The organism is Pantoea sp. X-Soil-TKNS-1279 (assembly GCF_059730565.1).
The window spans coordinates 3,513,571-3,539,985 of the sequence record NZ_AP035948.1 but is presented as its reverse complement, the minus strand read 5'-3'; the positions used below and the strand labels follow the sequence as shown (position 1 = coordinate 3,539,985).

Annotated in this window: 8 protein-coding genes; 7 read left to right on the top strand and 1 reads right to left on the bottom strand. The window is 58.8% G+C overall.

Features of this window, described 5'->3' with window-relative positions:
• Positions 1-121 precede the first annotated feature (121 nt).
• The 6 genes from AC6I8N_RS16440 to AC6I8N_RS16415 all read left to right on the top strand — a co-directional run bounded on the left by AC6I8N_RS16440 (position 122) and on the right by AC6I8N_RS16415 (position 23,189).
• Entirely contained in the window at positions 122-16,759 is a 16,638-nt protein-coding gene (locus tag AC6I8N_RS16440) for an Ig-like domain-containing protein (protein ID WP_497829482.1), read from the top strand.
• 74 nt (positions 16,760-16,833) lie between these two features.
• Positions 16,834-18,285, top strand: coding sequence for a TolC family outer membrane protein (locus AC6I8N_RS16435; RefSeq protein WP_497829481.1), 1,452 nt, complete (start codon positions 16,834-16,836; stop codon positions 18,283-18,285).
• Entirely contained in the window at positions 18,282-20,462 is a 2,181-nt protein-coding gene (locus tag AC6I8N_RS16430) for a type I secretion system permease/ATPase (protein WP_208723666.1), read from the top strand. Before AC6I8N_RS16435 ends, AC6I8N_RS16430 begins: the two co-directional genes overlap by 4 nt.
• On the top strand, positions 20,459-21,679 hold the full coding sequence (locus AC6I8N_RS16425; protein ID WP_208723667.1) for an HlyD family type I secretion periplasmic adaptor subunit: 1,221 nt from the start codon (positions 20,459-20,461) through the stop codon (positions 21,677-21,679). Before AC6I8N_RS16430 ends, AC6I8N_RS16425 begins: the two co-directional genes overlap by 4 nt.
• Positions 21,680-21,822: 143 nt before the next feature.
• Positions 21,823-22,743 (top strand): agmatinase, encoded by a 921-nt coding sequence (gene speB, locus AC6I8N_RS16420; protein ID WP_208723668.1) that lies wholly within the window; start codon positions 21,823-21,825, stop codon positions 22,741-22,743.
• Positions 22,744-22,778: 35 nt separating this feature from the next.
• Positions 22,779-23,189 carry a YidB family protein gene (locus tag AC6I8N_RS16415; protein ID WP_208725549.1) on the top strand — a complete coding sequence of 137 codons (411 nt, stop codon included), beginning with the start codon at positions 22,779-22,781 and terminating at the stop codon, positions 23,187-23,189.
• Positions 23,190-23,276: 87 nt separating this feature from the next.
• Here the strand turns inward: AC6I8N_RS16415 and loiP are convergent, their stop codons facing one another.
• Positions 23,277-24,032, bottom strand: coding sequence for a metalloprotease LoiP (gene loiP / locus AC6I8N_RS16410; RefSeq protein WP_497829480.1), 756 nt, complete (start codon positions 24,030-24,032; stop codon positions 23,277-23,279).
• A gap of 274 nt (positions 24,033-24,306) precedes the next feature.
• On the opposite strand from loiP, the gene tkt reads away from it, so the two are divergent.
• A complete protein-coding gene (tkt, locus tag AC6I8N_RS16405) occupies positions 24,307-26,298 on the top strand; it encodes a transketolase (protein ID WP_013510352.1) in 1,992 nt (663 codons plus the stop codon).
• Positions 26,299-26,415: the final 117 nt, after the last annotated feature.

Here is a 26,415-nt window from a genome sequence, read left to right as displayed (position 1 = left end):
CATGTATGAGGTCGTCAAAGAGAAAGAGTGAATATCCAACGTTTATTCACTGGTGAGACCGGGATCTGCGGATTTCGGGCGTTTTTATGGATTCTAATAACCTCGGTGGAATATAGAGAAAATGAATAATATCTCAGTAACGCCTAAAGGAGGCACGATCGCCTCGCTGACTAACGGAAGCGAAGTGACGTTAACCACTCCGAGTTTGGTTAAACTCAATCTGAATCAATCAGATATTAAATCTTACACACGCAATGGTAATGACCTCGTTATTACAACGAAGTCGGGTGAACATCTTGTTATTCATAATTTTTATGGGCCGAATGGCGAAAGTGACCTTGTGCTACAGGATGACAAGGGCGCTTTATGGTGGGTGGAGAATCCTGGTGGTGATGGCTTCCAGTATGTTTCTATCGACAGTACCGATGGCCTGTTAGCAGCAAATACCACCCATGATAACGCCATTGCCGCCTTTGGTATGGGAGGTGCACTGCTGGCGGGGCTTGGTGCGATGTTTGCGGGAACCACAGGCAGTAGTGGTTCCGAAGGGGGTAGCAATAATGCTGGCGGCGGTGATAACGGCGGTGGCGGCACTAATCCCGGCGGCGGTGGTACCATTCCCGGCGGTGGCGGCGATACCACCGCACCCGGCACGGCCAGTAACCTTGCTTTGACCGATAATGCCGGCGCCATTCAGGGAGCGATTACCAGTGGCACCAACACCGATGACAATACGCCGACCTTAAGCGGAACGGCTGAAGCGGGCAGCATCGTCAGCATTTACGACGGGTCGACCTTGCTGGGCACCGTGGTGGTCGGCGCAGATGGCAGCTGGAGCTTCACCACGCCAACGCTGGCGGATGGATCTCACAGTATTACCACGACCGTTACCGATGCTGCGGGCAATACCAGCGCTGCATCTGATCCTATCAACTTCGCTGTCGATACCGTGGCACCGGTAGCTGCCAGCGCTTTGGTGGTGACAGACGATGTCGGGGGGAGTCAGGGGCCACTGACTTCCGGCGCGACCACAGATGACAACACACCCACCTTAAGCGGCCAGGCTGAAGCCAATAGCATCATCAAAATCTATGATGGTCAGACGCTGCTGGGCAGTGCCGTGACAGATGCGAACGGTAGCTGGAGCTTTACTACCCCGGCGCTGAGCAATGGTAGCCATAGCCTCACCGTTACCGTGACGGATGCGGCGGGGAATGTCGGCCCGGCAACCCCGGCGTTTGATGTCAACATTGCGGCAGGTTTCCCACCAGCCACCACGTCGTTGCAGGTGACGGATGACAGCGGCAACACCCTGGTGCAGCTGCTTGATGGATCCAGCACGCGTGACACCACCCCGGTACTGACGGGGCTGGCAACGGCAAACGCCCTTATTACCCTGTATGACGGAAATACCTTGTTGGGTAGCGTCGTGGCTGGCACGGATGGGCAATGGGTGTTTACCCCAGGCACGCTGGCCGATGGTACACATACCTTTCATGCCACCATCACAGATGCTAACGGCAATGTGACTGATTCCAACACCATTCTTATCATTATTGATACGGTGGCCCCAGAAGCGGCCGGTGATTTGCAACTCGGTAACAACGAAGGCAGCACCGTGATACCGGTACCTGCGGGGGGATCAACCAATGACACCACTCCGGTGTTGACGGGTACAGCTGAACCGGGCAGTACCGTCACCATTTCTGATGGCACCACCGTGCTCGGTACGGCGGTTGTCGGCAGTGATGGCAACTGGAGTTTCACCACCCCGGCGTTAGGTGAGGGGCAACACAGCCTGACCACCACCGTGAGCGACCCGGCGGGGAACACCAGCCCGGCATCCGATCCCATCAATTTTATCGTCGATACTACGCCACCGGCGGCGGCTAGCGGCCTGACGGTAACTGACAACGTGGGCGACAGTCAGGGGCCGATCACCTCGGGTGTCTCCACCGATGACAACACGCCGACCCTGAGCGGTCAGGCTGAGCCCAATAGCGTGATCAGCGTGTATGACGGCACGACGTTGCTGGGGCAAACCACCACCGACGTGAATGGGAACTGGAGCTTTACTACTCCGGCGTTGACCAATGGTAGCCACAGCCTGACGGTGACAGTGACCGATAGCGCAGGTAATGTCAGCCCTGCCACACCTGCGTTTGATGCAGTCGTTGCGGCAGATTTGCCACCGGCGACCAGTTCATTGCAGGTCACCGATGACAGCGGCAATACCCTGGTACAACTGGCCAATGGTGCCAACACTCAGGACAGCACGCCGGCGTTGAGCGGTCTGGCCGGGGCGAATACCCTGATCACACTGTATGACGGCACAACCTTGTTAGGCAGCGTGGTGGCAGGCAGCAATGGGCAATGGAGCTTTACCCCGACCACGCTGGATGATGGTCCACATTCGTTCCATGCCACCATCACGGATGTTAACAGCAACATCACTGACTCCATCACCATCAATATCGTCATTGATACCCAGGCACCGGCGGCGGCCGGTGATTTGCAGCTCGGGGGCAATAACGGCAGTACTGTCGTTCCGATTGCGGCGGGTGGTGCCACCAACGACAGTTCTCCGCAATTGAGCGGCACGGCTGAACCCGGCAGCACCGTCACAATTTCCGACGGTAACACGGTGCTTGGCACGGCAACAGTCGGCAGCGATGGCAGTTGGAGCTTCACGACTCCAGTGCTGAGTGATGGCAACCACAGTCTGACCACCACGGTGAGCGATGCGGCGGGCAACACCAGCCCGGCGTCCGATCCCATCAGTTTTACCGTCGATACCGTACCGCCTGCGGCAGCCAGCGGCCTGACAGTGACCGATGATGTGGGCGACAGTCAGGGACCCCTTACGTCGGGTGGATTCAGTGATGACAGCACGCCAACCCTGAGTGGTCAGGCCGAGGCGAATACCGTCGTCAGCGTTTACGATGGCGATACGCTATTGGGTACTGTCACCGTGGGCAGTGACGGCAACTGGAGCTTCACACCAGAAGCGTTAACCAACGGCAATCACAGCCTGACCGTTACGGTGACCGATGCGGCCGGTAATGTTAGTCCGACAACCACGCCGTTCAACGTAACCATCAATGCCGATCTGCCAGCGGCAACCAGCTCTCTCCAGGTAACGGATGATAGCGGCAACACCCTGGTGCAGTTGGCTGATGGCGATTTTACCCATGACAGCACGCCAGTGCTGAGTGGCCTGGCGGGTGCAGGCAACCTGATCACCCTGTATGACGGCACCACCGTACTGGGCAGCGTCACTGCTGACAGTAATGGTCAGTGGGTCTTCACGCCTGGCACGCTGGTTGATGGATCGCATGCCTTCCAGGCCACCATCACGGATATCAACGGCAACATTACCAATTCTGACACCATCACCATCACCATCGATACGGTGGCGACGGGTGCCGCGGGCGGATTGCAGCTCAGTAATGACGAAAGCGGTACTCCGGTGCCGATCGAACCGGGTAGCGCAACCAATGACAACACCCCGGTACTGAGTGGCAGCGCGGAACCCGGCAGCATCGTGACCATCCAGGATGGTGACAATTTGCTGGGCACGGCCACAGTGGATAACGACGGTAACTGGAGCTTCACGCTACCCACATTGACGGAAGGTGAGCATAGCCTGACCACCACCGTGACCGACCAGGCGGGTAACACCAGCGAAGCCACCGATCCGTTTGTGTTCACCGTAGATACCACGCCGCCAGCGGTTGCTGACAACCTGCAACTGAGCAATGACACGAGCGGCACAGCAGTACCGATCACGTCGGGTGCGACTAATGACACGACGCCGGTACTTAGCGGTACCGCCGAACCCGGCAGCACTGTCACCATTTCTGACGGCGATACTGTGCTGGGTACCGCGATCACCGATAGCGACGGTAACTGGAGCTACACCACCCCTGCACTGGATGAGGGCGATCATAGCCTGACCACCACGGTGACCGATACGGCGGGCAATACGGGCCTGGCTTCCAGCCCTATCGCTGTCACGGTAGACACCACCGCACCAGAAGCGGCGAGCGGCCTGCAACTCAGTAATGACCTGAGCGGGACACCGGTACCTGTTGCGGACGGCGGCGTCACCAACGACACCACACCGGTGTTAACGGGAACAGCGGAACCGGGCAGCACCGTGACCATTTCCGATGGCGACACCGTGCTGGGGACCGCAACTGTTGACAGTAATGGCAACTGGAGCTTTACACCTGACCCATTGGGCGAAGGCGATCACAGCCTGACGGCAACGGTGACCGATGCGGCAGGGAATACCGGTCCGGCTTCGGATCCGGTCACTGTCACCATTGACACCACCGCGCCAGCCATTGCGGGTGATGTGCAACTCAGTAATAACGATGGTGGTACACCGGTGCCAGTTGCTGCTGGTGGGGCGACGAATGATACCACTCCGGTACTGAGTGGAACCGCCGATCCGGGCAGCATCATTACCGTTTCTGACGGTAACGATGTGCTGGGCACCACCACGGTGGATAACGACGGTAACTGGAGTTTTATTACCCCCGCTCTGGGTGAGGGTGATCATAGTCTGACGGCGACCGTGACCGATCCGGCAGGCAACACCAGCCCGCCTTCTGCGGCCATTGATTTTACCGTTGACACCACCGCACCTGATGTAGCGACGGGCTTGCAACTCAGCAGCGATGTCACCGGGACATCGGTCCCCGTCACTGCCGGCACCACCAACGATACCACGCCGATATTGAGTGGTACGGCGGAGCCAGGAAGCACGGTGACGGTGTCTGATGGCACTAACGTGCTGGGAACGGCGACCGTAGATGGCAATGGTAACTGGAGCTTTACTACCCCTGCGCTGGATGAAGGTGATCATAGCCTGACAGCGACGGTGACCGACCCCGCGGGTAATACCAGCGATGCTTCGGACCCGCTTGCGATCACCATCGATACCACCGCACCCGATCCCGTAGATGGTGTGCAACTCAGCAATGATTCAAGTGGTACGTCTGTGCCGGTAGCTGCGGGTGGTGCGACTAACGACACCACGCCGGTATTAAGCGGCACGGCAGAGCCAGGCAGTACCATTACCGTGTCAGATGGTGACACGGTGCTGGGAACCACCACGGTTGACGGTGATGGTAACTGGAGTTTCACCACCCCTGTGCTGGCAGAAGGCGATCACAGTCTGACGGCCACCGTCACCGACCCGGCAGGAAACACCAGTACAGCCTCTGATCCGCTGGCGTTTTCAGTGGATACCCAACCACCGGTTGCGGCCAGTGGTTTGCAACTCAGTAATGATTCCGGTGGTACCTCCGTACCGATTGCAGCTGGGAGCAGCACCAGTGATACCACGCCGGTATTGAGTGGTACGGCGGAGCCGGGTAGCACGGTCACGGTGTCCGATGGCAGTAACGTGCTGGGAACGGCGACCGTAGATGGCGACGGAAACTGGAGCTTTACCACCCCTGCGCTGGATGAAGGTGATCATAGCCTGACAGCCATCGTGACCGATCCGGCAGGCAATGCCAGCCCGGCATCCGATCCGATCGCGGTCACCATTGATACGACTGCCCCGGCGGCAGCCGATAACTTACAACTCAGTAGCGATACCAGTGGCACGCTGGTGCCGATTACCACGGGTGCGACCAACGATACCACGCCGATATTGAGTGGTACGGCGGAGCCGGGTAGTACCGTGACAGTTTCTGATGGCGCTAACGTGTTGGGAACCGCGACTGTAGATGGTGACGGTAACTGGAGCTTTACCTCTCCGGCACTGGATGAAGGTGATCACAGCCTGACGACGACCGTAACCGATGCGGCCGGCAATACTGGCGATGCCTCCGATCCTATCCTTGTCACTGTGGATACCACCGCGCCCGATCCGGTAACCAATCTGACGGCAGAAAATGACAATGGCGATACGCTTAACGGTCTGACCGGTGACAGCACGCCAACCTTGAGCGGTACGGCAGAAGCGGGCAGCATCATCACCATTTACGACAATATGGCGGTGATCGGTTCGGTACAGGCGGATGCAACCACCGGTAGCTGGAACTTCACGCCGCAAACCCTGACCGATGGCGATCACAATCTGATGGTCACGGAGACCGATCTCGCCGGAAATGTGAGCGCGCCGAGTAATATGGTGGCGTTGACCGTTGATACCACGGCACCAGACGCCGCCGACTTTGTTCTCAACAACAATAATGGCAGTACCGACGTCCCAATCACCAACGGGGGGCTGACTAACGACAACTCACCGGAACTGAGCGGTACGGCAGAGGCGAATAGCCTGATCACCATTTACGATGGCACCGATGTGATTGGCAGTGTGACCACCGATGGCAGTGGTAACTGGAGTTTCATTACCACGCCGTTACTGGATGGCAGCCATGCGTTGAGTATCACGGTGACCGATGCCGCAGGTAACATCGGCCCATCCTCCTCTGTGGTGAATTTCGATATCGATACCGCTGCACCGGATGCTGTGACTGATCTGGTGGTCAACAACAACGAAGGCAGTACGCTGGTGCCGATCACTGAGGGTAATCTCACCAACGATGCGACACCGGAGCTGACCGGTACGGCGGAGGCGGGCAGCATCGTCAATGTCTACGATGGCACGACGTTGTTGGGCTCAACATCCGTTGGTGCGGACGGCACATGGAGCTATATCACCCCAGAACTGGACCAGGGCGCGCATAGCCTGAGCGTCACGGTCAGCGACGCTGCCGGAAACACCAGTGCTAACTCTGACACCATAGATTTCACCGTGGACAGCGAAGCGCCCGATCCGGCGGATAATCTGCAACTCACCAATGACGCGACCGATACACCGATTGCGGCAGGCGGAGCCACTAACGACAACACCCCGGTGTTGAGTGGCACGGCTGAAGCCAACAGCATTGTGACGGTTTCAGATGGCAGCAATGTGCTGGGGACCGCCCTGACCGATATCGATGGCAACTGGACGTTCACCACGCCAACGCTGACAGACGGCGATCACAGCCTGACGGTGACGGTCACCGACACGGCAGGTAACGTCAGCACCGCGTCCGATCCGCTGGCGGTAACCATTGATACGCAGCCTCCAGTGGCTGCCAGCAATCTGCAACTCAGTTCTGATGCCAGCGGTTCGTTGGTACCGATCACGTCGGGGGCGACCAACGATACGACACCGGTGTTGAGCGGTACCGCTGAACCGGGCAGTACGGTCACGGTGGCGGAAGGCAGTAACGTACTGGGTACGGCGACGGTCGATGGCGATGGCAACTGGAGTTTCACTTCACCGGTATTGAGTGAAGGCGCGCACAGTCTTACCACCACCGTCACCGATGCTGCCGGAAACACCGGACCTGCCTCACCGGCAGTCGCCATCACCATCGATACCGCAGCCCCGGATCCCGTGGCCGATTTGGTGGTCAACAATAACGAAGGCAGTACCCTCGTTCCGATTGCTGATGGTGGCTTCACGAATGACCCTACTCCGGAACTCACCGGTAGCTCTGATGCGGGCAACATCATTAATGTCTATGACGGCACGACGTTGCTTGGCTCAACGGTGGTCGGCACCGATGGAACCTGGACCTTTACCACTGGTGCATTGGATCAAGGCGAACACAATCTCAGTGTCACCGTCACTGACCCGGCGGGCAACACCAGTGCAAACTCTGCTGTTATCGGCTTCACCATTGACAGCGAGGCACCTGACGCAGCGGATAATCTCCTGCTGACCAATGACCAGACCGATACCGAGATTGCCGCTGGCGGCGCGACTAACGACAACACCCCGGTGTTGAGCGGTACCGCTGAAGCGAACAGTATCGTGACGGTTTCGGATGGCAGTAACGTGCTGGGAACCGCGCTGGTGGATGCCGATGGCAACTGGAGCTTCACCACCCCAACGCTGACCGATGGTGAGCATAGTCTGACCGTCACCGTGACGGACAGCGCTGGAAACGTCAGTGATGTGAGCGATCCGCTGACGGTGACCGTTGATACTGTTGCCCCGACCATCGCCGAACTTACCCTGAGCAACGATATTGGTGGCGGTTCTGTGGCGATCCCGGATGGCGGGTTAACCAATGACAACACCCCGGTTCTCAGTGGTTCAGGTGAAGAAGGGGATATCATCACCATCTCCGATGAGAACGGTGTGCTTGGCTCGCTGGTGGTTGATAACACGGGGACCTGGAGTTACACCACCAGCGTATTGGCTGATGGTTCTCATACCCTGAGCGTGACCGCGACAGATGCCGCCGGCAACGTCAGTGCACCTGCGACCATCAGCGTACAGGTCGATGCAACGGCGCCAGACGTGGCAACCGGTATCACGCTCAGTAATGATAACGGCACCACGGCGGTGGGTATCCCGAACAACGGCACGACCAATGACAGCACACCGCTGCTGTCAGGAAGTGCTGAGGCAGGTAGTGTCGTCACCATCAGTGACGGCAGCACCGTCATTGGCAGTGCAACTGTCGATAACAACGGTCAGTGGAGCTTCAGTGTACCGACGCTAACCGGAACATCGCACAGCCTGAGTGTCACCGTCACCGATGCGGCTGGCAACACCAGTGACGCGTCAACGCCAATCAACTTCACGCTGGACACCAGTGCACCGATTGCCACCAGTATTGTGGTCAGCAATGACGACGGAACAACGCCTGTTCCACTTGCTGATGGCGACACCACCAATGACAACACACCGTTGCTGACGGGGACGGCGGAAGAGAACAGCATTATCACCATCTATGATGGCAGCGTAGTGATTGGTTCAACCACCGCGGATGCGGATGGCAACTGGAGCTTCAGTACACCAACCCTGATTGATGGCTCGCATACCCTGAGCGCCACCGTCACCGATGTGAACGGCAACGTCAGCACTGCCTCTACCACCTTTACGGTAGCGGTAGATGCCACAGCACCGGAACCGGTTGGCGATCTGGTACTGCAAAATAACGACAGCACGCCGTCCGTGGTGATACCTGATGGCGGCGCCACCAACGATAACACCCCTGAGCTGGTGGGTACCGCTGAACCGGACAGCATTATCTCGGTTTATGACGGAACAACCTTGCTGGGTACCACCACGACAGACGGTGATGGTAACTGGAACTACACCACGCCAACCCTCTCGAACGACACGCATACGTTGAATGTTACCGTCACTGACGAGGCAGGAAACGTGAGTTCGACCACCTCGGTCACCGTGACGGTCAACACGGTAACTCCTGATCCGGTTACCAACTTTGCTATCTACGACAACGACGGTACTACGCCGTTCGTGGTCGCTAATGGCGGTTCGACCAACGACGAGACGCCGGTATTGCGTGGTAATGCCACCGCAGGCACCACGGTGAATATCTATCAGGATGATGTGTTAATTGGCAGCACGACGGTAGGGGATAATGGTGTATGGCGCTTTGAAACCAGCGCGTTAACTGATGGTCCCTATACCTTTAATGTCTCGGTAACTGATGCGGCGGGTAACACCAGTGCCTTGTCGGCTGACTACACCGTTACTATCGACACCGTTGCACCGGATGCCATAAACGATTTTGTGGTTACGGATGATGCTGGTGGACAGACCGGTGAGCTGGCAAGCGGTGATACCACCGATGACAGCACCCCGACGCTGAGCGGCAGTGCAACGACTGGCGATGTGATTTCGATCTACGATGGCAATACATTGTTGGGCACCGTCACCGCAACCGCAGGGGCATGGAGCTTTACGCCAGCGGCATTAAGTAATGGTTCCCATAGCTTCACGGTCACCGTGACTGATCCGGCAGGAAACGTCAGCGCGGCGTCCTCACCTGCTTTTGACGTTACCATTAACGCCGGGATGCCGCCGGCCACCAGTACCCTGGAGATTACCGACGATAGCGGTAGCACCCTGGTGTCGTTGTCTGATGGTGCGGATACCAAAGACAGCACGCCTGTGCTGAGCGGTCTGGCTGCCGAGGATGATGTGATCACCATCCACGATGGCGCGACGGTGCTGGGTTCTGTTCTGGTTGATGCCAGTGGACAGTGGACCTTTACCCCTAATCCGGCGTTAGCCGATGGTGACCATGCACTGTTCATCACAACGGTGGATGGTCTTGGCAATCCAGGTGCAACGTCGAGCACCATCAATATCACCGTCGATACCACAGCACCTGATGCAGTGGATGATCTGGTGGTCAGTAAGGACACCGGTGGTACGGTGGTGGAGATTGCCGACGGTTCCTCAACCAACGACAGCACGCCATTGCTGACTGGCACGTCTGAAGCCAATGCGGTGATCACCATTTATGATGGCGCCGATGTGGTGGGATCGACCACGGCAGATGCGTCGGGCGTCTGGAGTTATAACACGCCGACCCTGAGCAACGGTTCCCACACGCTGAGCGTCACGGCGACCGATGCGGCCGGTAATACCAGCGCCAACTCGGCGGCAGTGACCTTTACGGTTGATACGCACGCACCGGATGTCGCGACGCTGGTGGTGACCAACGACACCACTAACACCGTGATTGCTAACGGCGCATCCACCAACGACAGCACACCAACCCTCAGCGGTACGGCGGAAGCGAACAGCACCATCACTATCTATGACGGCAGCACGGTGCTGGGAACGGCCATCACCACCGCGGGCGGCACCTGGAGCTTCACTACCGCAACACTGCCGGAAGGTAGCCATGTATTTACCGTCAGGGCAACGGATGCCGCAGGTAACGTCAGTGTGGCATCCAGCTCGGCAACCGTGGTGATTGATGTCACGGCTCCGGCGGCAGTAACGCTGGCGGCCAGCAACAACAACGGCACGACGGCGGTACCGATTGCCAACAACGGCACCACCAACGACAACACCCCGGCGCTCAGCGGTACGGCGGAGGCGGGTGCGAAGGTCAGCATCTACGACGGCGCGACCCTGCTGGGTACGGTGACGGCAGGCAGCAACGGGGCGTGGAGCTTCACCACCAGCACCCTGGCCGATGGTCCGCATACCCTGAACGTCACGGCGACCGATGCGGCGGGCAACGTCAGCCCGAACGCCTCCGTCACCCTGACGGTGGATACGGCGGCCCCGGCGGCGTCAACGCTGACCATCACCGCGGATAACGTCACGCCAAACGTGACGGTGCCGAGCGGTGGCTCGACCAACGACAACACGCCAACCCTGAGCGGCACGGCGGAGGCCGGTTCGGTGGTCACCATCTCCGACGGCAGCACGGTGCTGGGTTCCGTCACCGTGGGGACGGGCGGTACCTGGAGCTTCACCACCAGCGCGCTGAGCAACGGCAGCCATCCGCTGAGCGTGACGGTGAAAGACACCGCCGGTAACGTCAGCGGCACCACCTCGGCCACCATCACGGTAGATACCGTGGCCCCGGCGGCATCAACGCTGGTGATCACCAACGATGCCACCAACACGGTGGTGCCGAGCGGCGGTTCAACCAACGACAGCACCCCGGTGCTGAGCGGTACGGCGGAAGTCGGCAGCAAAGTCACCATCTATGATGGCAGCACGGTGCTGGGCACGCTGACGGTCGGTGCGGGCGGCACCTGGAGCTTCACCACCGCCACCCTCAGCAACGGTACCCATCCGCTGAGCGTGACGGTGACCGATGCGGCAGGTAACGTCAGCGGCACCACCTCGGCCAGCGTGATCATCGACACCGTGGCCCCGGCAGCGGTGACGGGGCTGGCGGCCAGCAACAACAACGGCAGCACGCCGGTGGCGATTGCCAACAACGGTACCACCAACGACAACACCCCGGCGCTCAGCGGTACGGCGGAGGCGGGTGCGAAGGTCAGCATCTACGACGGCGCGACCCTGCTGGGTACGGTGACGGCAGGCAGCAACGGGGCGTGGAGCTTCACCACCAGCACCCTGGCCGATGGTCCGCATACCCTGAACGTCACGGCGACCGATGCGGCGGGCAACGTCAGCCCGAACGCCTCCGTCACCCTGACGGTGGATACGGCGGCCCCGGCGGCGTCAACGCTGACCATCACCGCGGATAACGTCACGCCAAACGTGACGGTGCCGAGCGGTGGCTCGACCAACGACAACACGCCAACCCTGAGCGGCACGGCGGAGGCCGGTTCGGTGGTCACCATCTCCGACGGCAGCACGGTGCTGGGTTCCGTCACCGTGGGGACGGGCGGTACCTGGAGCTTCACCACCAGCGCGCTGAGCAACGGTACTCATCCGCTGAGCGTGACGGTGAAAGACACCGCTGGTAACGTCAGCGGCACCACCTCGGCCACCATCACGGTGGATACCGTGGCCCCGGCGGCATCAACGCTGGTGATCACCAACGATGCCACCAACACGGTGGTGCCGAGCGGCGGTTCAACCAACGACAGCACCCCGGTGCTGAGCGGTACGGCGGAAGTCGGCAGCAAAGTCACCATCTATGACGGCAGCACGGTGCTGGGCACGCTGACGGTCGGTGCGGGCGGCACCTGGAGTTTCACCACCGCCACCCTCAGCAACGGTACCCATCCGCTGAGCGTGACGGTGACCGATGCGGCAGGTAACGTCAGCGGCACCACCTCGGCCAGCGTGATCATCGACACCGTGGCCCCGGCAGCGGTGACGGGGCTGGCGGCCAGCAACAACAACGGCAGCACGCCGGTGGCGATTGCCAACAACGGTACCACCAACGACAACACCCCGGCGCTCAGCGGTACGGCGGAGGCGGGTGCGAAGGTCAGCATCTACGACGGCGCGACCCTGCTGGGTACGGTGACGGCAGGCAGCAACGGGGCGTGGAGCTTCACCACCAGCACCCTGGCCGATGGTCCGCATACCCTGAACGTCACGGCGACCGATGCGGCGGGCAACGTCAGCCCGAACGCCTCCGTCACCCTGACGGTGGATACGGCGGCCCCGGCGGCGTCAACGCTGACCATCACCGCGGATAACGTCACGCCAAACGTGACGGTGCCGAGCGGTGGCTCGACCAACGACAACACGCCAACCCTGAGCGGCACGGCGGAGGCCGGTTCGGTGGTCACCATCTCCGACGGCAGCACGGTGCTGGGTTCCGTCACCGTGGGGACGGGCGGTACCTGGAACTTCACCACCAGCGCGCTGAGCAACGGCAGCCATCCGCTGAGCGTGACGGTGAAAGACACCGCCGGTAACGTCAGCGGCACCACCTCGGCCACCATCACGGTGGATACCGTGGCCCCGGCGGCATCAACGCTGGTGATCACCAACGATGCCACCAACACGGTGGTGCCGAGCGGCGGTTCAACCAACGACAGCACCCCGGTGCTGAGCGGCACGGCGGAAGTCGGCAGCAAAGTCACCATCTATGACGGCAGCACGGTGCTGGGCACGCTGACGGTCGGTGCGGGCGGCACCTGGAGCTTCACCACCGCCACCCTCAGCAACGGTACCCATCCGCTGAGCGTGACGGTGACCGATGCGGCAGGTAACGTCAGCGGTACCACCTCGGCCAGCGTGATCATCGACACCGTGGCCCCGGCAGCGGTGACGGGTCTGGCGGCCAGCAACAACAACGGCAGCACGCCGGTGGCGATTGCCAACAACGGTACCACCAACGACAACACCCCGGCGCTCAGCGGTACGGCGGAGGCGGGTGCGAAGGTCAGCATCTACGACGGCGCGACCCTGCTGGGTACGGTGACGGCAGGCAGCAACGGGGCGTGGAGCTTCACCACCAGCACCCTGGCCGATGGTCCGCACACCCTGAACGTCACGGCGACCGATGCGGCGGGCAACGTCAGCCCGAACGCCTCCGTCACCCTGACGGTGGATACGGCGGCCCCGGCGGCGTCAACGCTGACCATCACCGCGGATAACGTCACGCCAAACGTGACGGTGCCGAGCGGTGGCTCGACCAACGACAACACGCCAACCCTGAGCGGCACGGCGGAGGCCGGTTCGGTGGTCACCATCTCCGACGGCAGCACGGTGCTGGGTTCCGTCACCGTGGGGACGGGCGGTACCTGGAGCTTCACCACCAGCGCGCTGAGCAACGGTACTCATCCGCTGAGCGTGACGGTGAAAGACACTGCCGGTAACGTCAGCGGCACCACCTCGGCCATCATCACGGTGGATACCGTGGCCCCGGCGGCATCAACGCTGGTGATCACCAACGATGCCACCAACACGGTGGTGCCGAGCGGCGGTTCAACCAACGACAGCACTCCGGTGCTGAGCGGTACGGCGGAAGTCGGCAGCAAAGTCACCATCTATGACGGCAGCACGGTGCTGGGCACGCTGACGGTCGGCGGGGCAGGTACCTGGAGCTTCACCACCGCCACCCTCAGCAACGGTACCCATCCGCTGAGCGTGACGGTGACCGATGCGGCAGGTAACGTCAGCGGCACCACCTCGGCCAGCGTGATCATCGACACCGTTGCCCCGGCGGCGGTGACGGGTCTGACGGCGACCAACAACAATGGTACGCCGGTCACCATCCCCAACAACGGCACCACCAACGACAGCACACCGTTGTTGAGCGGTACGGCGGAGGCGGGTGCGAAGATCAGCATCTACGACGGGGCTACCCTGCTGGGCACCACCACCGCAGGCAGCAACGGGGCGTGGAGCTTCACCACCAGCACCCTGACTGAAGGGACGCATACCCTGAACGTCACGGCGACCGATGCGGCGGGCAACGTCAGCCCGAACGCCTCCGTCACCCTGACGGTGGATACGGTGGCACCAACCGCGTCAACGCTGACTATCACCAACGATTCGGTCACACCAAACGTGACGGTACCGAGCGGCGGCTCGACCAGAGATACCACGCCGGTACTGAGCGGAACGGCAGAAGTGGGCAGTCGCGTCACTATCTATGACGGCGCGACGATCCTCGGCTCGGTTTCTGTCGGGGCTGGTGGTACGTGGAGCTTTACCACTGCGGTACTTGCTAATGGTTCACATTCGTTAAGCGTCACAGTAACGGATACGGCAGGCAACATCAGTGGCACCACTTCGGCAACGGTGATTGTTGATACCGTGGCACCGACGGCAGCTACCGGGCTGGCGGTCAACACGGCAGGTACCCTCCTGACGGGTACGGGCGAAGCCGGTACCACGGTTACCGTGAAAGACGCCGGGGGTAACACCATCGGCACTGGCACGGTGGCCAGCAATGGCAGCTTCTCCGTGACGCTGACAACCGCGCAAACCACCGGAGCGACGTTGTCTGTCTCCCTGACGGATGCAGCAGGCAACACATCGCCGACGGCGACTGTGCTGGGTGCGATCAAAATCGTGGCGGCGAATGACCTCACAGAAGTGGATTACACCACCTCTACCGCGACGATAAACAACGGCACCACCAGCGTCAGCCATTCAGCACTGGCAACGGTGAATCTGGGAACCGTATTGGGTCTCAGCGTGTTGTCGAACGGTAACGCTTATATCTTCAGCGTAGGCAATGACGATACGCGTAGCGTGACCTTGAATGGTACGGTTAGCGGTATCTCACTGATTGCTAACTACAATGTGTATCTCTATCAGCAGACCAGTACGGGTTGGACGTTGGTATCGGTGAACAACAACTATCTCTCGACCGGATTGATCAATCTGGGCGCGAAGACAGGGGCGAATATCAACTACAACAACCTGGGAACCGGGACTTATGCGGTGGTGATTGGTTCGACCGGCGGGGTTTCCTTACTGCCGACCACCACCATCACAACGGTCACGGATACCACCGTGATGGCGGTAACAGTGGCGGCTACCGTCACCGGTAACTTGCTGACCAACGATACCAGCTCAGTAGCCGGTACCGTGCCATCAGGTACGGCGGTAACCTCGGTTTCGGGTCATACGGTGGGCACCAGTACCTCGTTCAGCACCACTTACGGCACGTTAACCATCGACTCTCATGGCAACTACACCTATACGCTGAAGGCCGGGTTGGATATCGACACACTGCCAGCCGCAGACACCTTCACCTATACGGTGACAGATGCTCAGGGCGTTGCCACCACGGCCACCTTGACCGTTGATCTGGTGCATTCAACGGGTACGGCATCGTTGTTGGCTGTAAACAGTCTGTTTGCGGAAGCCTCAACCACGACGGATAGCGACAGCACGGTGAGCGGCAGCATCTGGGCCGACAGCACGACCAGTCACACCGGTACGCTGACCATCACCAATGAGCACGGTGATTCCACCACCGTGAGCAGCAGTGGCAGTACTGCGGTGGTGGGTGATTACGGCACCTTAAGCATTGCCGCAGACGGTAGTTATACCTATGCGCTGAGTGCCGACATTAACGTGCAGAACATCACTCACAAGGAGGTGTTTAGCTACACCCTGGCCTCAACCGACGGCACCCTCATCAGCAACTCGTTCACCATTGAGCTGCATCCGACCATTACCGGAACCTCGGCGGCGGATACGCTGACCAGCAGCGCCTATGACGACACCATCACCTCGGGTGCCGGAGCAGACACGCTGGTTTACCACTTGCTGAATGCGGCAGATGCCACCGGTGGCAATGGACACGATACCTGGACTGATTTCTCTGTCGCAAATGGCGACAAGATTGACGTCAGTAACCTGCTTATTGGCTGGAATGATGACACAAGTAACGTTAATGATTTTGTGAAAGTGGATCATACCGCTGATGGCAATACCGTGCTCTCGATCGACCGTGACGGAACCGGAACGGCTTACAGCAGCACCCAGTTGGTGACCGTGGAAGGCACTAACGCATCACTGGAGGAGTTGCTGCAACAACCGCACCAGAACCACACAGCGTAACCCTTGTTATCTGAGGCAGGATGCACCCCGGGCACAGGATGTGCCCCTTTCTCTTAATGACTGGTGGAGTATCGATGGACCTGATGCAATCAAGCGCAATATATCGCCGTTCCTGGAAGCTCAGCGTTTTCTGTGCTGGCATCGCTTTTCTCAGTAATTCTCAAGCAAACGCGGCCGATGACGCCCTGACAAGGGCCGGACGCATTACCACTCAGGGTCTGACACAACAGCAGGATCTACCTTCATTAACCGGCGAAGTTGCCGAACCCGCGTTAAACCACATCCCGGACACCCTGACGCTCAATCAGGCAGTGCAGCGAGCGGTGCACTGGCATCCCGATATTGCCGAAGCGGTAGGAAAACTGCTGGAGCAAGCCAATCAGGTTGATGTGGCGAAAGCAAAATATTATCCGCAGGTGAGTGCCGGGATGAATAATGGCTACTCCAACGCTTACACCGAAAAAGGCTACAGCCCCTCGTTTGTCCTGTCGGTGTCGCAGATGTTGTATGACTTCGGCAAAGTCAGCAGCTCGGTGCGATCGGCAGAAGCAGGCGTCGCGGAAGAGCAGGCTAACGTGCTGGTCAGCATTGATACCGTGGCGCATGACACGGCGGCCGCGCTGGTTGAAGTACAGGGTTATCAGCAACTGGTGGTCATCGCACAACAACAATTGGCGTCGCTGAATAAAATTGGCGATTTAGCCAGACAGCGTAATGACGAAGGGGCGGCTTCCCTTTCTGATGCCACGCAAACCGATGCCCGTATTGAAGGGGCGCGCACCACCCTGACGCAATATCAGGCCAATCTGGATCGCTGGCGTGCCACGCTGGCAACCTACCTCGGCTGGGCAACGGTCAATAAAGTCAGCGATGATTTTCCCGCGAAGCTGATGCGTTCCTGCCAGTCGTCGCAGGCGGAAGACCGTCTGATTCCGGCGGTGCTGGCAGCCTGGGCGGCGGCCAACCAGGCGCAAGCCAAGCTGGATAACGCCAACGCGCAGATGTTGCCGACTATCTCGCTGGAACCGGAAGTCACCCACTACCTTAACGATCACTATGCCAGCAGTGAAACGCTGGATCGCACCCAGTATTCCGCCTGGGTCAAAGTCGAAATGCCGATTTATCAGGGGGGGGGCATGACCGCCAGTCGTGATGCGGCGGCCAATGCCGTCAGCGCGGCTAATGCGGCGGTCAACTCGGCACGGCTTAAAGCACGCCAACAGCTGAGTGAATCGCAGAATACCTCGCAAAGTCTGGCGTTGACGCTCAACATTCTGGGACGGCAACAACAGCTAAGCGAGAAAACGCAGCAACTCTACCAGGACCAATATTTGCAGCTCGGCACCCGCCCGCTGCTCGACGTGCTGAACGCCGAACAGGAGGTCTACCAGACCCGCTTTACGCTTCAGCAAACCATCAGTCAGTTACGCTCACTGCAACTCGATTGCCTTTACAGCACCGGGCATATGCGGTCGGCGTTCGCCCTGAATAATCAGCGCATCCAGTCCGTGGAGATTCAGCCATGACGCAAATGCAGATTCCAGAAACCCCAGGCGCAAAGCCCGATCACGCTGAAGGCGGTGTGCCGTTACAGGGATGGGCGACGGCGATCATCCAGATCGCCACCCATTATCGTTTACCCTGCTCACCGGGCATGATCCTGGCTTCCAGCGAATGGCAGGGTAAACAGACGCGCGATAAGGCGCTGCGCCATCTGGCGCGTCAGGCCGGTTTATCGCTGCAATTGTATGATGATGAGAAATGGCAGGTGACCCACTGGCGGCTGCCGCTGGCGGTCGAACTTAATGATGGCCAGGTGGGGGTGATCACCTCCTTTGATGGCGAGGACGAAGTGCGGGTGCATTTTGCCGGTGATGAGCAACCCACACCGCTTTCCCTGCTCGCGTTGCTGGCGGATGTGCGTTTTGCCGCGGCGTTTCGCCCGTTGGCCCCGGCCAAAGACAGCCGGGTCGATCGCTACCTGGAAACCGTTAAGCCGGACTGGCTGCGCCGTCTGGTACTGAAAGATCTACGCCCCTACGGCTATGTGATGCTGGGATCTTTCCTGATCAACCTGCTGGCGCTGGTTGGCATTATCTTCTCGATGCAGGTCTACGACCGGGTGATACCGGCGCAGTCTTATCCGACATTGTATGTGCTTTATATCGGCGTGATTATTTCGGTGGTGTTCACCTATATCCTGCGCGTCGGGCGCGACCATGTTACCGACCTGCTCGGCAAACGGGCGGATATGCGTGTGTCGGACCGGGTGTTTGGTCATGCGTTGCGCCTGCGCAACAGCGCCGTACCGCGTTCAACCGGCACCTTTATCTCGCAACTGCGCGAACTGGAGGCGATCCGTGAGATGGTCACCTCCACCACCGTGACGGCGATTGTCGATATGCCGTTCTTCCTGCTGTTTTTGCTGGTGATGGCGATCATTGCACCGCAACTGGCGTGGATTGCGCCGGTGGCGGTGATTCTGATGGTGTTGCCGGGCCTGTTTATGCAGAAAAAACTGTCGAAGCTGGCGCAGCAGGCGCTTAAGGAGTCGACATTACGCAACGCCGTGCTGGTGGAGAGTGTGCAGGGGCTGGAGGATATCAAACTGATGCAGGCGGAGGATCGCTTCCTGCAACAGTGGAACAGCTACATCCGCATCACCGCGCAATCCGGGGTGGAAACCCGTAAGGCGATGCATTCGCTGATCAGTTGGGGAGTGACCATTCAGGGGATGGTGTACGCCACGGTGATTGTGATTGGTGCGCCGATGGTAATTAACGGTGATATCACCACCGGTGCGATTGTGGCGGCATCGTTGCTGTCATCCCGCATGATCGCGCCGATGGCGACGTTGTGCGGCGTGCTGGCTCGCTGGCAGCAGGTGAAAGCGGCGAAAACCAGTCTCGATGGCCTGATGACGTTGCCGGTGGAGAACAGCACCGACGAAACCCGCATTCATTGTCCGGTGCTGTTTGGTAATTATCAGTTTAACGAGGCGATGTTCCGTTACTACAGCGACACGCTCACCGTCGCGCTACGCATCAACCGTCTGACCATTAAACAGGGTGAACGCATTGCCATCCTCGGGCGCAACGGGGCCGGTAAATCGACCATGTTGCAGGCGATGATTGGCGGCGTGGAGTTAATTGGCGGTGAATTGCTGCTGGATAACCTCAGCCTGCCGCATATCGACCTGGCAGATGTGCGGCGCAACGTCGGTCTGATGACGCAGAACGCACGCCTGTTCCACGGCACCCTGCGGGAAAACCTGACTATGGGGGCGGCACACGCCACCGATGACGCCATTTTTGCCGCGCTGGTGGTCAGCGGCGGTGCTGACTTTATTCATCGTTTGCCGCTCGGCCTTGATCATCCGGTGATGGAAGGGGGCGTGGGCTTATCCGGTGGACAGCGCCAGTCGGTGCTGCTGGCCCGCATGTTGCTGCGCGACCCGAATATCGTGCTGCTGGATGAGCCAACCGCCTCACTGGATGATCACACCGAGAAAGAGTTTATCGAACGACTTGGGCAGTGGCTGAATGGCCGCACCCTGGTGGTCGCCACCCATCGTGCTGCGATTCTCGCGCTGGTGGATCGCATTCTGGTGCTAAAAGAAGGACAACTGGTGATGGACAGCCCGAAAGAGAATGCGCTGCCGCCACCGCGCGCCAGCCATGCGCGCCCGGAGGTTAACCCATGAAACAGTTACCTGCGAAATTACGCCTGGTGGCGGCAGAAGGGGATTCCTCGGACGATCTGGCGGGCGATCTGCAATCAGAAACCCACTATTCAGGTGCGGTGCGCTTGATTGTCATCAGCTTCTTTTTATTACTGGTCACCTGCGTCTGGGCTTATTTTGGCGTGCTGGATGAAGTCTCTACCGGTACCGGCAAGGTGATCCCCAGCTCCCATGACCAGGTGCTGCAATCGCTGGAGGGAGGCATCCTGGACGAAATCTATGTGCACGAGGGCAGCCATGTCGAAGCCGGTCAGGTGGTGGCGAAACTGGACCCGATCCGCTCGGAGTCGAGCGTTGGGGAGAGTGCGGCGCGCTATCGTGCGGCGCTGGCAGCCAGTGCCCGTCTTAATGCCGAGGTCAACGATTTGCCGCTCAGCTTCCCGGCAGAGCTGAATAAATTTCCCGACCTGATTGCGTCAGAAACCCGCCTGTTCAAAACCCGTCGCGCGCAACTGAAGGATGCTACCGCACAGATCCAGCAATCGCTTAGCCTTGCTAACCGCGAGTTGGCGATTACCGAACGTCTGGCAAAAACCGGTGCGGCCAGTAGCGTCGAAGTGCTGCGTTTGCAGCGTGACAAATCCGACCTTGAGCTGAAGATGACCGATATGCGCTCGCAATATTATGTCCAGGCGCGTGAGGATCTGGCGAAAGCCACGGCGGAAGCCGACAGCCTGTTGCAGACGGTTCGTGGGCGTGAGGATACCGTCAGTCGCCTGACCATTCGTGCCCCGATGCGTGGCGTGGTGAAAGACATCAAAGTAACCACAGTCGGTGGGGTGATCCCGCCCAATGGGGAGCTGATGAACATTGTGCCGATGGATGATCATCTGTTGATTGAGGCACGCCTGTCACCGCGCGATATTGCGTTTATTCACCCGGACCAGAAAGCGTTGGTGAAAATCTCCGCTTATGATTATTCAATCTATGGGGGGCTGGATGGGGTGGTGGAGAGCATTTCACCGGATACCATTCAGGATGAGGTGAAGCCGGAGATTTACTACTACCGTGTGTATATCCGCACCGATCATGATTATGTGCAGAATAAAGCCGGTAAACGTTTCTCTATCAGCCCCGGTATGGTTGCTACGGTGGATATCAAAACCGGTGAGAAGACGGTGATGGATTATCTGATTAAACCGTTTAACCGCGCCAAAGAGGCCATGCGCGAACGTTAATTGCAGCCGACGAGAATCTTCGCGATAATCAGCCGCATCAAATCCCTTCCTCGTCGGGTTTAACGACGCGGAAGGGATTTTTTTTGGTCATATTTCACCTATAACTAATCTCACGCAGATTCAGGATATAAAGAGGACGATTTATGTATAACACCCTCGGCAATCAGTACGATAACTCACTGGTTTCGAACGCCTTCGGTTTCATGCGTTTCCCGGTCAACTTCCAACCTTACGACAGCGACGCGGAGTGGGTCATCACCGGCGTGCCTTTCGATGCAGCGACCTCGGGCCGTCCGGGCAGCCGTTTAGGGCCGGGCGCTATTCGTCAGATCTCAACTAACCTCGCCTGGGAAGGCTGCCGCTGGCCGTGGGATTTCGATCTGCGTCAGCGTCTGAACGTGGTGGATTGTGGCGACCTGGTGTATGCCTTTGGTGATTCCCAGGATCTATCTGACAAGTTGCAGGCCCACGCCGAGAAACTGCTGGCGAACGGCAAACGTATGCTGACGTTCGGCGGTGATCACTACGTCACGCTGCCGCTGCTGCGTGCCCATGCCAAGCATTTCGGCAAAATGGCGCTGGTGCATTTCGATGCGCACACCGACACCTACTCCAACGGCCCGACCTTTGACCACGGCACCATGTTCTTCACTGCGCCGAAAGAAGGGTTGATCGATCCTCACCATTCGGTGCAGATCGGCATCCGTACCGAGTTTGATAAGAGCCTTGGCTTTAACGTGCTGGATGCGGCGCAGGTTAACGATCGCAGTGTCGATGACATCCTGGCTGAAGTGAAGCGCACCGTAGGTGATCTGCCGGTGTATCTGACCTTTGATATCGATTGTCTTGATCCGGCCCATGCGCCTGGCACTGGCACGCCAGTGATTGGCGGCCTGACCACCGATAAAGCCACCAAGCTGATTCGTGGCCTGCAAGGGATGAATATCGTCGGGATGGATCTGGTGGAAGTGGCACCGGGTTACGATCATGCCGACCTGACTTCACTTGCTGCTGCGACGCTGGCGCTGGACATGCTGCACGTACAGGCGGCCAATAAAGGCTAAACTTACTGACGGTCAATTAATCTTCGGAGGTCATGATGGGCTTACTGGATGATTTAGTCGGATCGTTAGAAGGCGGCCAGGGGCAGGGCAATCAGCTGGGCCAGTTGCAGGCTATCTGGAGCTGGGTGCAGGAGCAGGGCGGTATTGAAGCACTGCTGCATAAGTTCCAGCAGGGTGGGCTGGGCGACGTACTGGGTTCGTGGATTGGCACCGGCAACAATCAGCCGGTGGACAGTGGCGATATGCAGTCGGCGTTTGGTCAGCCGGAGTTACAATCACTGGCGGATAAGCTCGGTACCGATGTACAGGGCGCGTCCGGCACTCTGGCGCTGCTGCTGCCGCAACTGATTGATAAAATGTCGCCGCAGGGGCAACTGGATGATCAGAGTTTGCATGATAATCAGTTGGATTTGGGGTCGATGGTCGATCAGCTGTTCAAGCGTTAGGCTGGTTCCCGTAGCGGCGCGATTTATCGCGCGTCTTTTCCGGCACGATGCATGGAATTGCGCGATAAATCGCGCCGCTACGGTGCATTATTTCCCGTCGGCGGCAATGCGATCGCGAATATGCTGCGCGCGCGCTTCGGAATCGGGGTGTGAATCAAACATCGAGCTTTGACGCCCCTGTTCCAGTTGCGCCAACTTTTCGAAGCTGGTCGCCAGCCCCATTGGATTGATGCCGCGTTTCTTCAGCAAATCATACGAATAATCATCCGCTTCTGATTCCTGCGTTTGTGAGAACTGCGCATTCACCAGCTTCTCGCCCAGTTCCCCCAGTTGCGATTGGGATAACGAACCAATGACCCCACCCATTGAGGTTGCCGCGGTACGCGCCGCCGTGGTCGCGAAGGCTACCTGCATTGCTTTACGCGTATGGCCCAGGGCGACATGGCCCATCTCATGACCCAGCACCCCCTCGACCTCGTTATCGGTCATCATATCCATCAGGCCGCTGTAGACGCGGATGCAGCCATTCGCCATCGCCCAGGCATTCACATCTTTGGTCAGATAGACCTTATAGTTAGCTGGCACACCGTTGATGTTGTCACCCAGCGCTGCGCCGATTTTATCCAGGCGTTGCTGGTACTCGCTGTTCGCCGGGGCGAGCTGATTTTCCTTATCCATCTGCGCACAAGATTGATCGCTCAACTGCTTCACCTGGTCGTCACTTAACGCATAAGCCTGATACGCCTGCGCGCCGGATTGCAGCAACGCATTGTTGTCGAATCCTTCACAGCCGCTCAACAAGGCAGCTATCCCAAAGGCAATGATCGTCGGTTGGATCTTCATTCCAGAATCCTCAGAGTAACAAGGTAGTAAAAACAAACACCTGAACTTGATGCCGGTGTTTAAACGCTTTGTTTATAGCCTACAGGCGCTTCGCTGGATAGCAGACAGCAGCTGAATTGCAACCTCTGACCACCAGATTTAGCACCCCGTAGCATGTACTTTTGCCCCGTTTTTCATGTACATTGATGTGCGACTTTTTCCTTGCTTCGCCTGATAGCTGATTAATTACAATAAGTTAGGAGTGGCGAAGTATTAATCCGACCTGGAGTAGAAAATGCCCTCTCGTAAAGAGCTTGCCAACGCCATTCGCGCGTTAAGTATGGATGCAGTACAGAAAGCCAAATCGGGACACCCTGGTGCGCCGATGGGCATGGCGGACATTGCCGAAGTGCTGTGGCGTGACTTCCTGAACCACAACCCGACCAACCCGCAATGGGCGGCGCGCGACCGCTTTGTGCTGTCTAACGGTCACGGTTCGATGCTGATTTACAGCCTGCTGCACCTTACCGGCTACGATCTGCCGATGAGCGAGTTGCAGAACTTCCGTCAGCTGCATTCCAAAACTCCAGGTCACCCGGAATACGGCTACACCGCAGGCGTCGAAACCACCACCGGCCCGCTGGGTCAGGGTATCGCTAACGCCGTCGGCTTTGCGATTGCCGAACGCACACTGGCTGCGCAGTTCAACCGTCCGGGCCACGACATCGTGGACCACAACACTTACGTGTTTATGGGCGACGGCTGCATGATGGAAGGTATCTCACACGAGGTGTGCTCCATCGCCGGTACGCTGAAGCTGGGCAAACTGGTTGCCTTCTATGACGACAACGGCATCTCCATCGACGGTCACGTCGATGGCTGGTTCACCGACGACACCGCAAAACGCTTTGAAGCCTACGGCTGGCATGTGGTGCGCGGCGTGGACGGTCACGATGCCGACGCCATCAAAAAAGCGGTGGAAGAAGCCAAAGCCGTTACTGACAAGCCATCCCTGCTGATGTGCAAAACTATCATCGGTTTCGGTTCCCCGAACAAAGCCGGTACCCACGACTCCCACGGCGCACCGCTGGGCGACGCCGAAGTGGCGCTGACCCGCAAACAGCTGGGCTGGGACTACGCGCCGTTCGAGATCCCGGCAGACATCTACGCTCAGTGGGATGCCAAAGAAGCGGGCAAAGCGAAAGAAGCCGCATGGGACGAGAAATTCGCGGCCTACGCTGCTGCGCACCCGGAACTGGCTGCCGAATTCAAACGTCGCATGAACAACGAACTGCCGGCCAACTGGGCTGAAGAGTCGCAGAAATTTGTTGAGCAGTTGCAGGCCAATCCGGCGAAAATCGCCAGCCGTAAAGCGTCGCAGAATGCCATCGAAGCCTTCGGCAAAATCCTGCCGGAATACCTCGGCGGTTCAGCTGACCTGGCACCGAGCAACCTGACCATGTGGTCCGGTTCTAAACCGATCAACGAAGATGCGGCCGGTAACTACATCCACTACGGCGTGCGCGAATTCGGTATGACCGCGATTGCCAACGGTATCGCCCTGCACGGCGGTTTCCTGCCGTACACCGCCACCTTCCTGATGTTTGTGGAATACGCGCGTAACGCGGCACGTATGGCGGCGCTGATGAAGATCCGTCAAATCATGGTCTACACTCACGACTCCATCGGTCTGGGCGAAGACGGCCCGACGCACCAGCCGGTTGAGCAGATGGCGAGCCTGCGCACCACCCCGAACATGAGCCTGTGGCGTCCGTGTGACCAGGTGGAATCTGCGGTGGCGTGGAAATACGCCATCGAGCGTAAAGATGGCCCGAGCGCGCTGATCTTCTCCCGTCAGAACCTGGCGCAGCAGGATCGTAGCGCTGAGCAGCTGGCAAACGTGGCACGCGGTGGTTATGTGCTGAAGGACTGTGCCGGTCAGCCGGAACTGATCCTGATCGCCACCGGTTCAGAAGTGGAACTGGCGGTCGGTGCTTACGACCAGCTGACCACCGAAGGCCGTAAAGTGCGCGTGGTTTCCATGCCGTCCACCGATGCGTTCGACAAACAGGATGCGGCTTACCGTGAATCTGTACTGCCGAAAGCAGTGGCTGCGCGTGTGGCTATCGAAGCGGGTATCGCCGATTACTGGTTCAAGTACACCGGCCTGAACGGTGCAATCGTCGGTATGACCAGCTTTGGTGAATCAGCCCCGGCAGAGAAACTGTTCGAAGAGTTTGGTTTCACCGTTGCCAATGTGGTCGCAACCGCGAAATCGATTCTGTAATGCTTTTGGGCGGCCTGATGGCCGCCCGTTTGGATTCCCGTAGCGGCGCGATTTATCGCGCGGGGTTTTCCGACATCGCGCACGGAATTGCGCGATAAATCGCGCCGCTACGAATTC

What these genes read in the sequence shown, in the direction of transcription:
- loiP (WP_497829480.1), bottom strand. Translation starts at nt 24,032, where the DNA reads ATGAAGATCCAACCGACGATCATTGCCTTTGGGATAGCTGCCTTGTTG.
- AC6I8N_RS16430 (WP_208723666.1), top strand. Translation starts at nt 18,282, where the DNA reads ATGACGCAAATGCAGATTCCAGAAACCCCAGGCGCAAAGCCCGATCAC.
- tkt (WP_013510352.1), top strand. Translation starts at nt 24,307, where the DNA reads ATGCCCTCTCGTAAAGAGCTTGCCAACGCCATTCGCGCGTTAAGTATG.
- AC6I8N_RS16415 (WP_208725549.1), top strand. Translation starts at nt 22,779, where the DNA reads ATGGGCTTACTGGATGATTTAGTCGGATCGTTAGAAGGCGGCCAGGGG.
- AC6I8N_RS16440 (WP_497829482.1), top strand. Translation starts at nt 122, where the DNA reads ATGAATAATATCTCAGTAACGCCTAAAGGAGGCACGATCGCCTCGCTG.
- AC6I8N_RS16425 (WP_208723667.1), top strand. Translation starts at nt 20,459, where the DNA reads ATGAAACAGTTACCTGCGAAATTACGCCTGGTGGCGGCAGAAGGGGAT.
- speB (WP_208723668.1), top strand. Translation starts at nt 21,823, where the DNA reads ATGTATAACACCCTCGGCAATCAGTACGATAACTCACTGGTTTCGAAC.
- AC6I8N_RS16435 (WP_497829481.1), top strand. Translation starts at nt 16,834, where the DNA reads ATGGACCTGATGCAATCAAGCGCAATATATCGCCGTTCCTGGAAGCTC.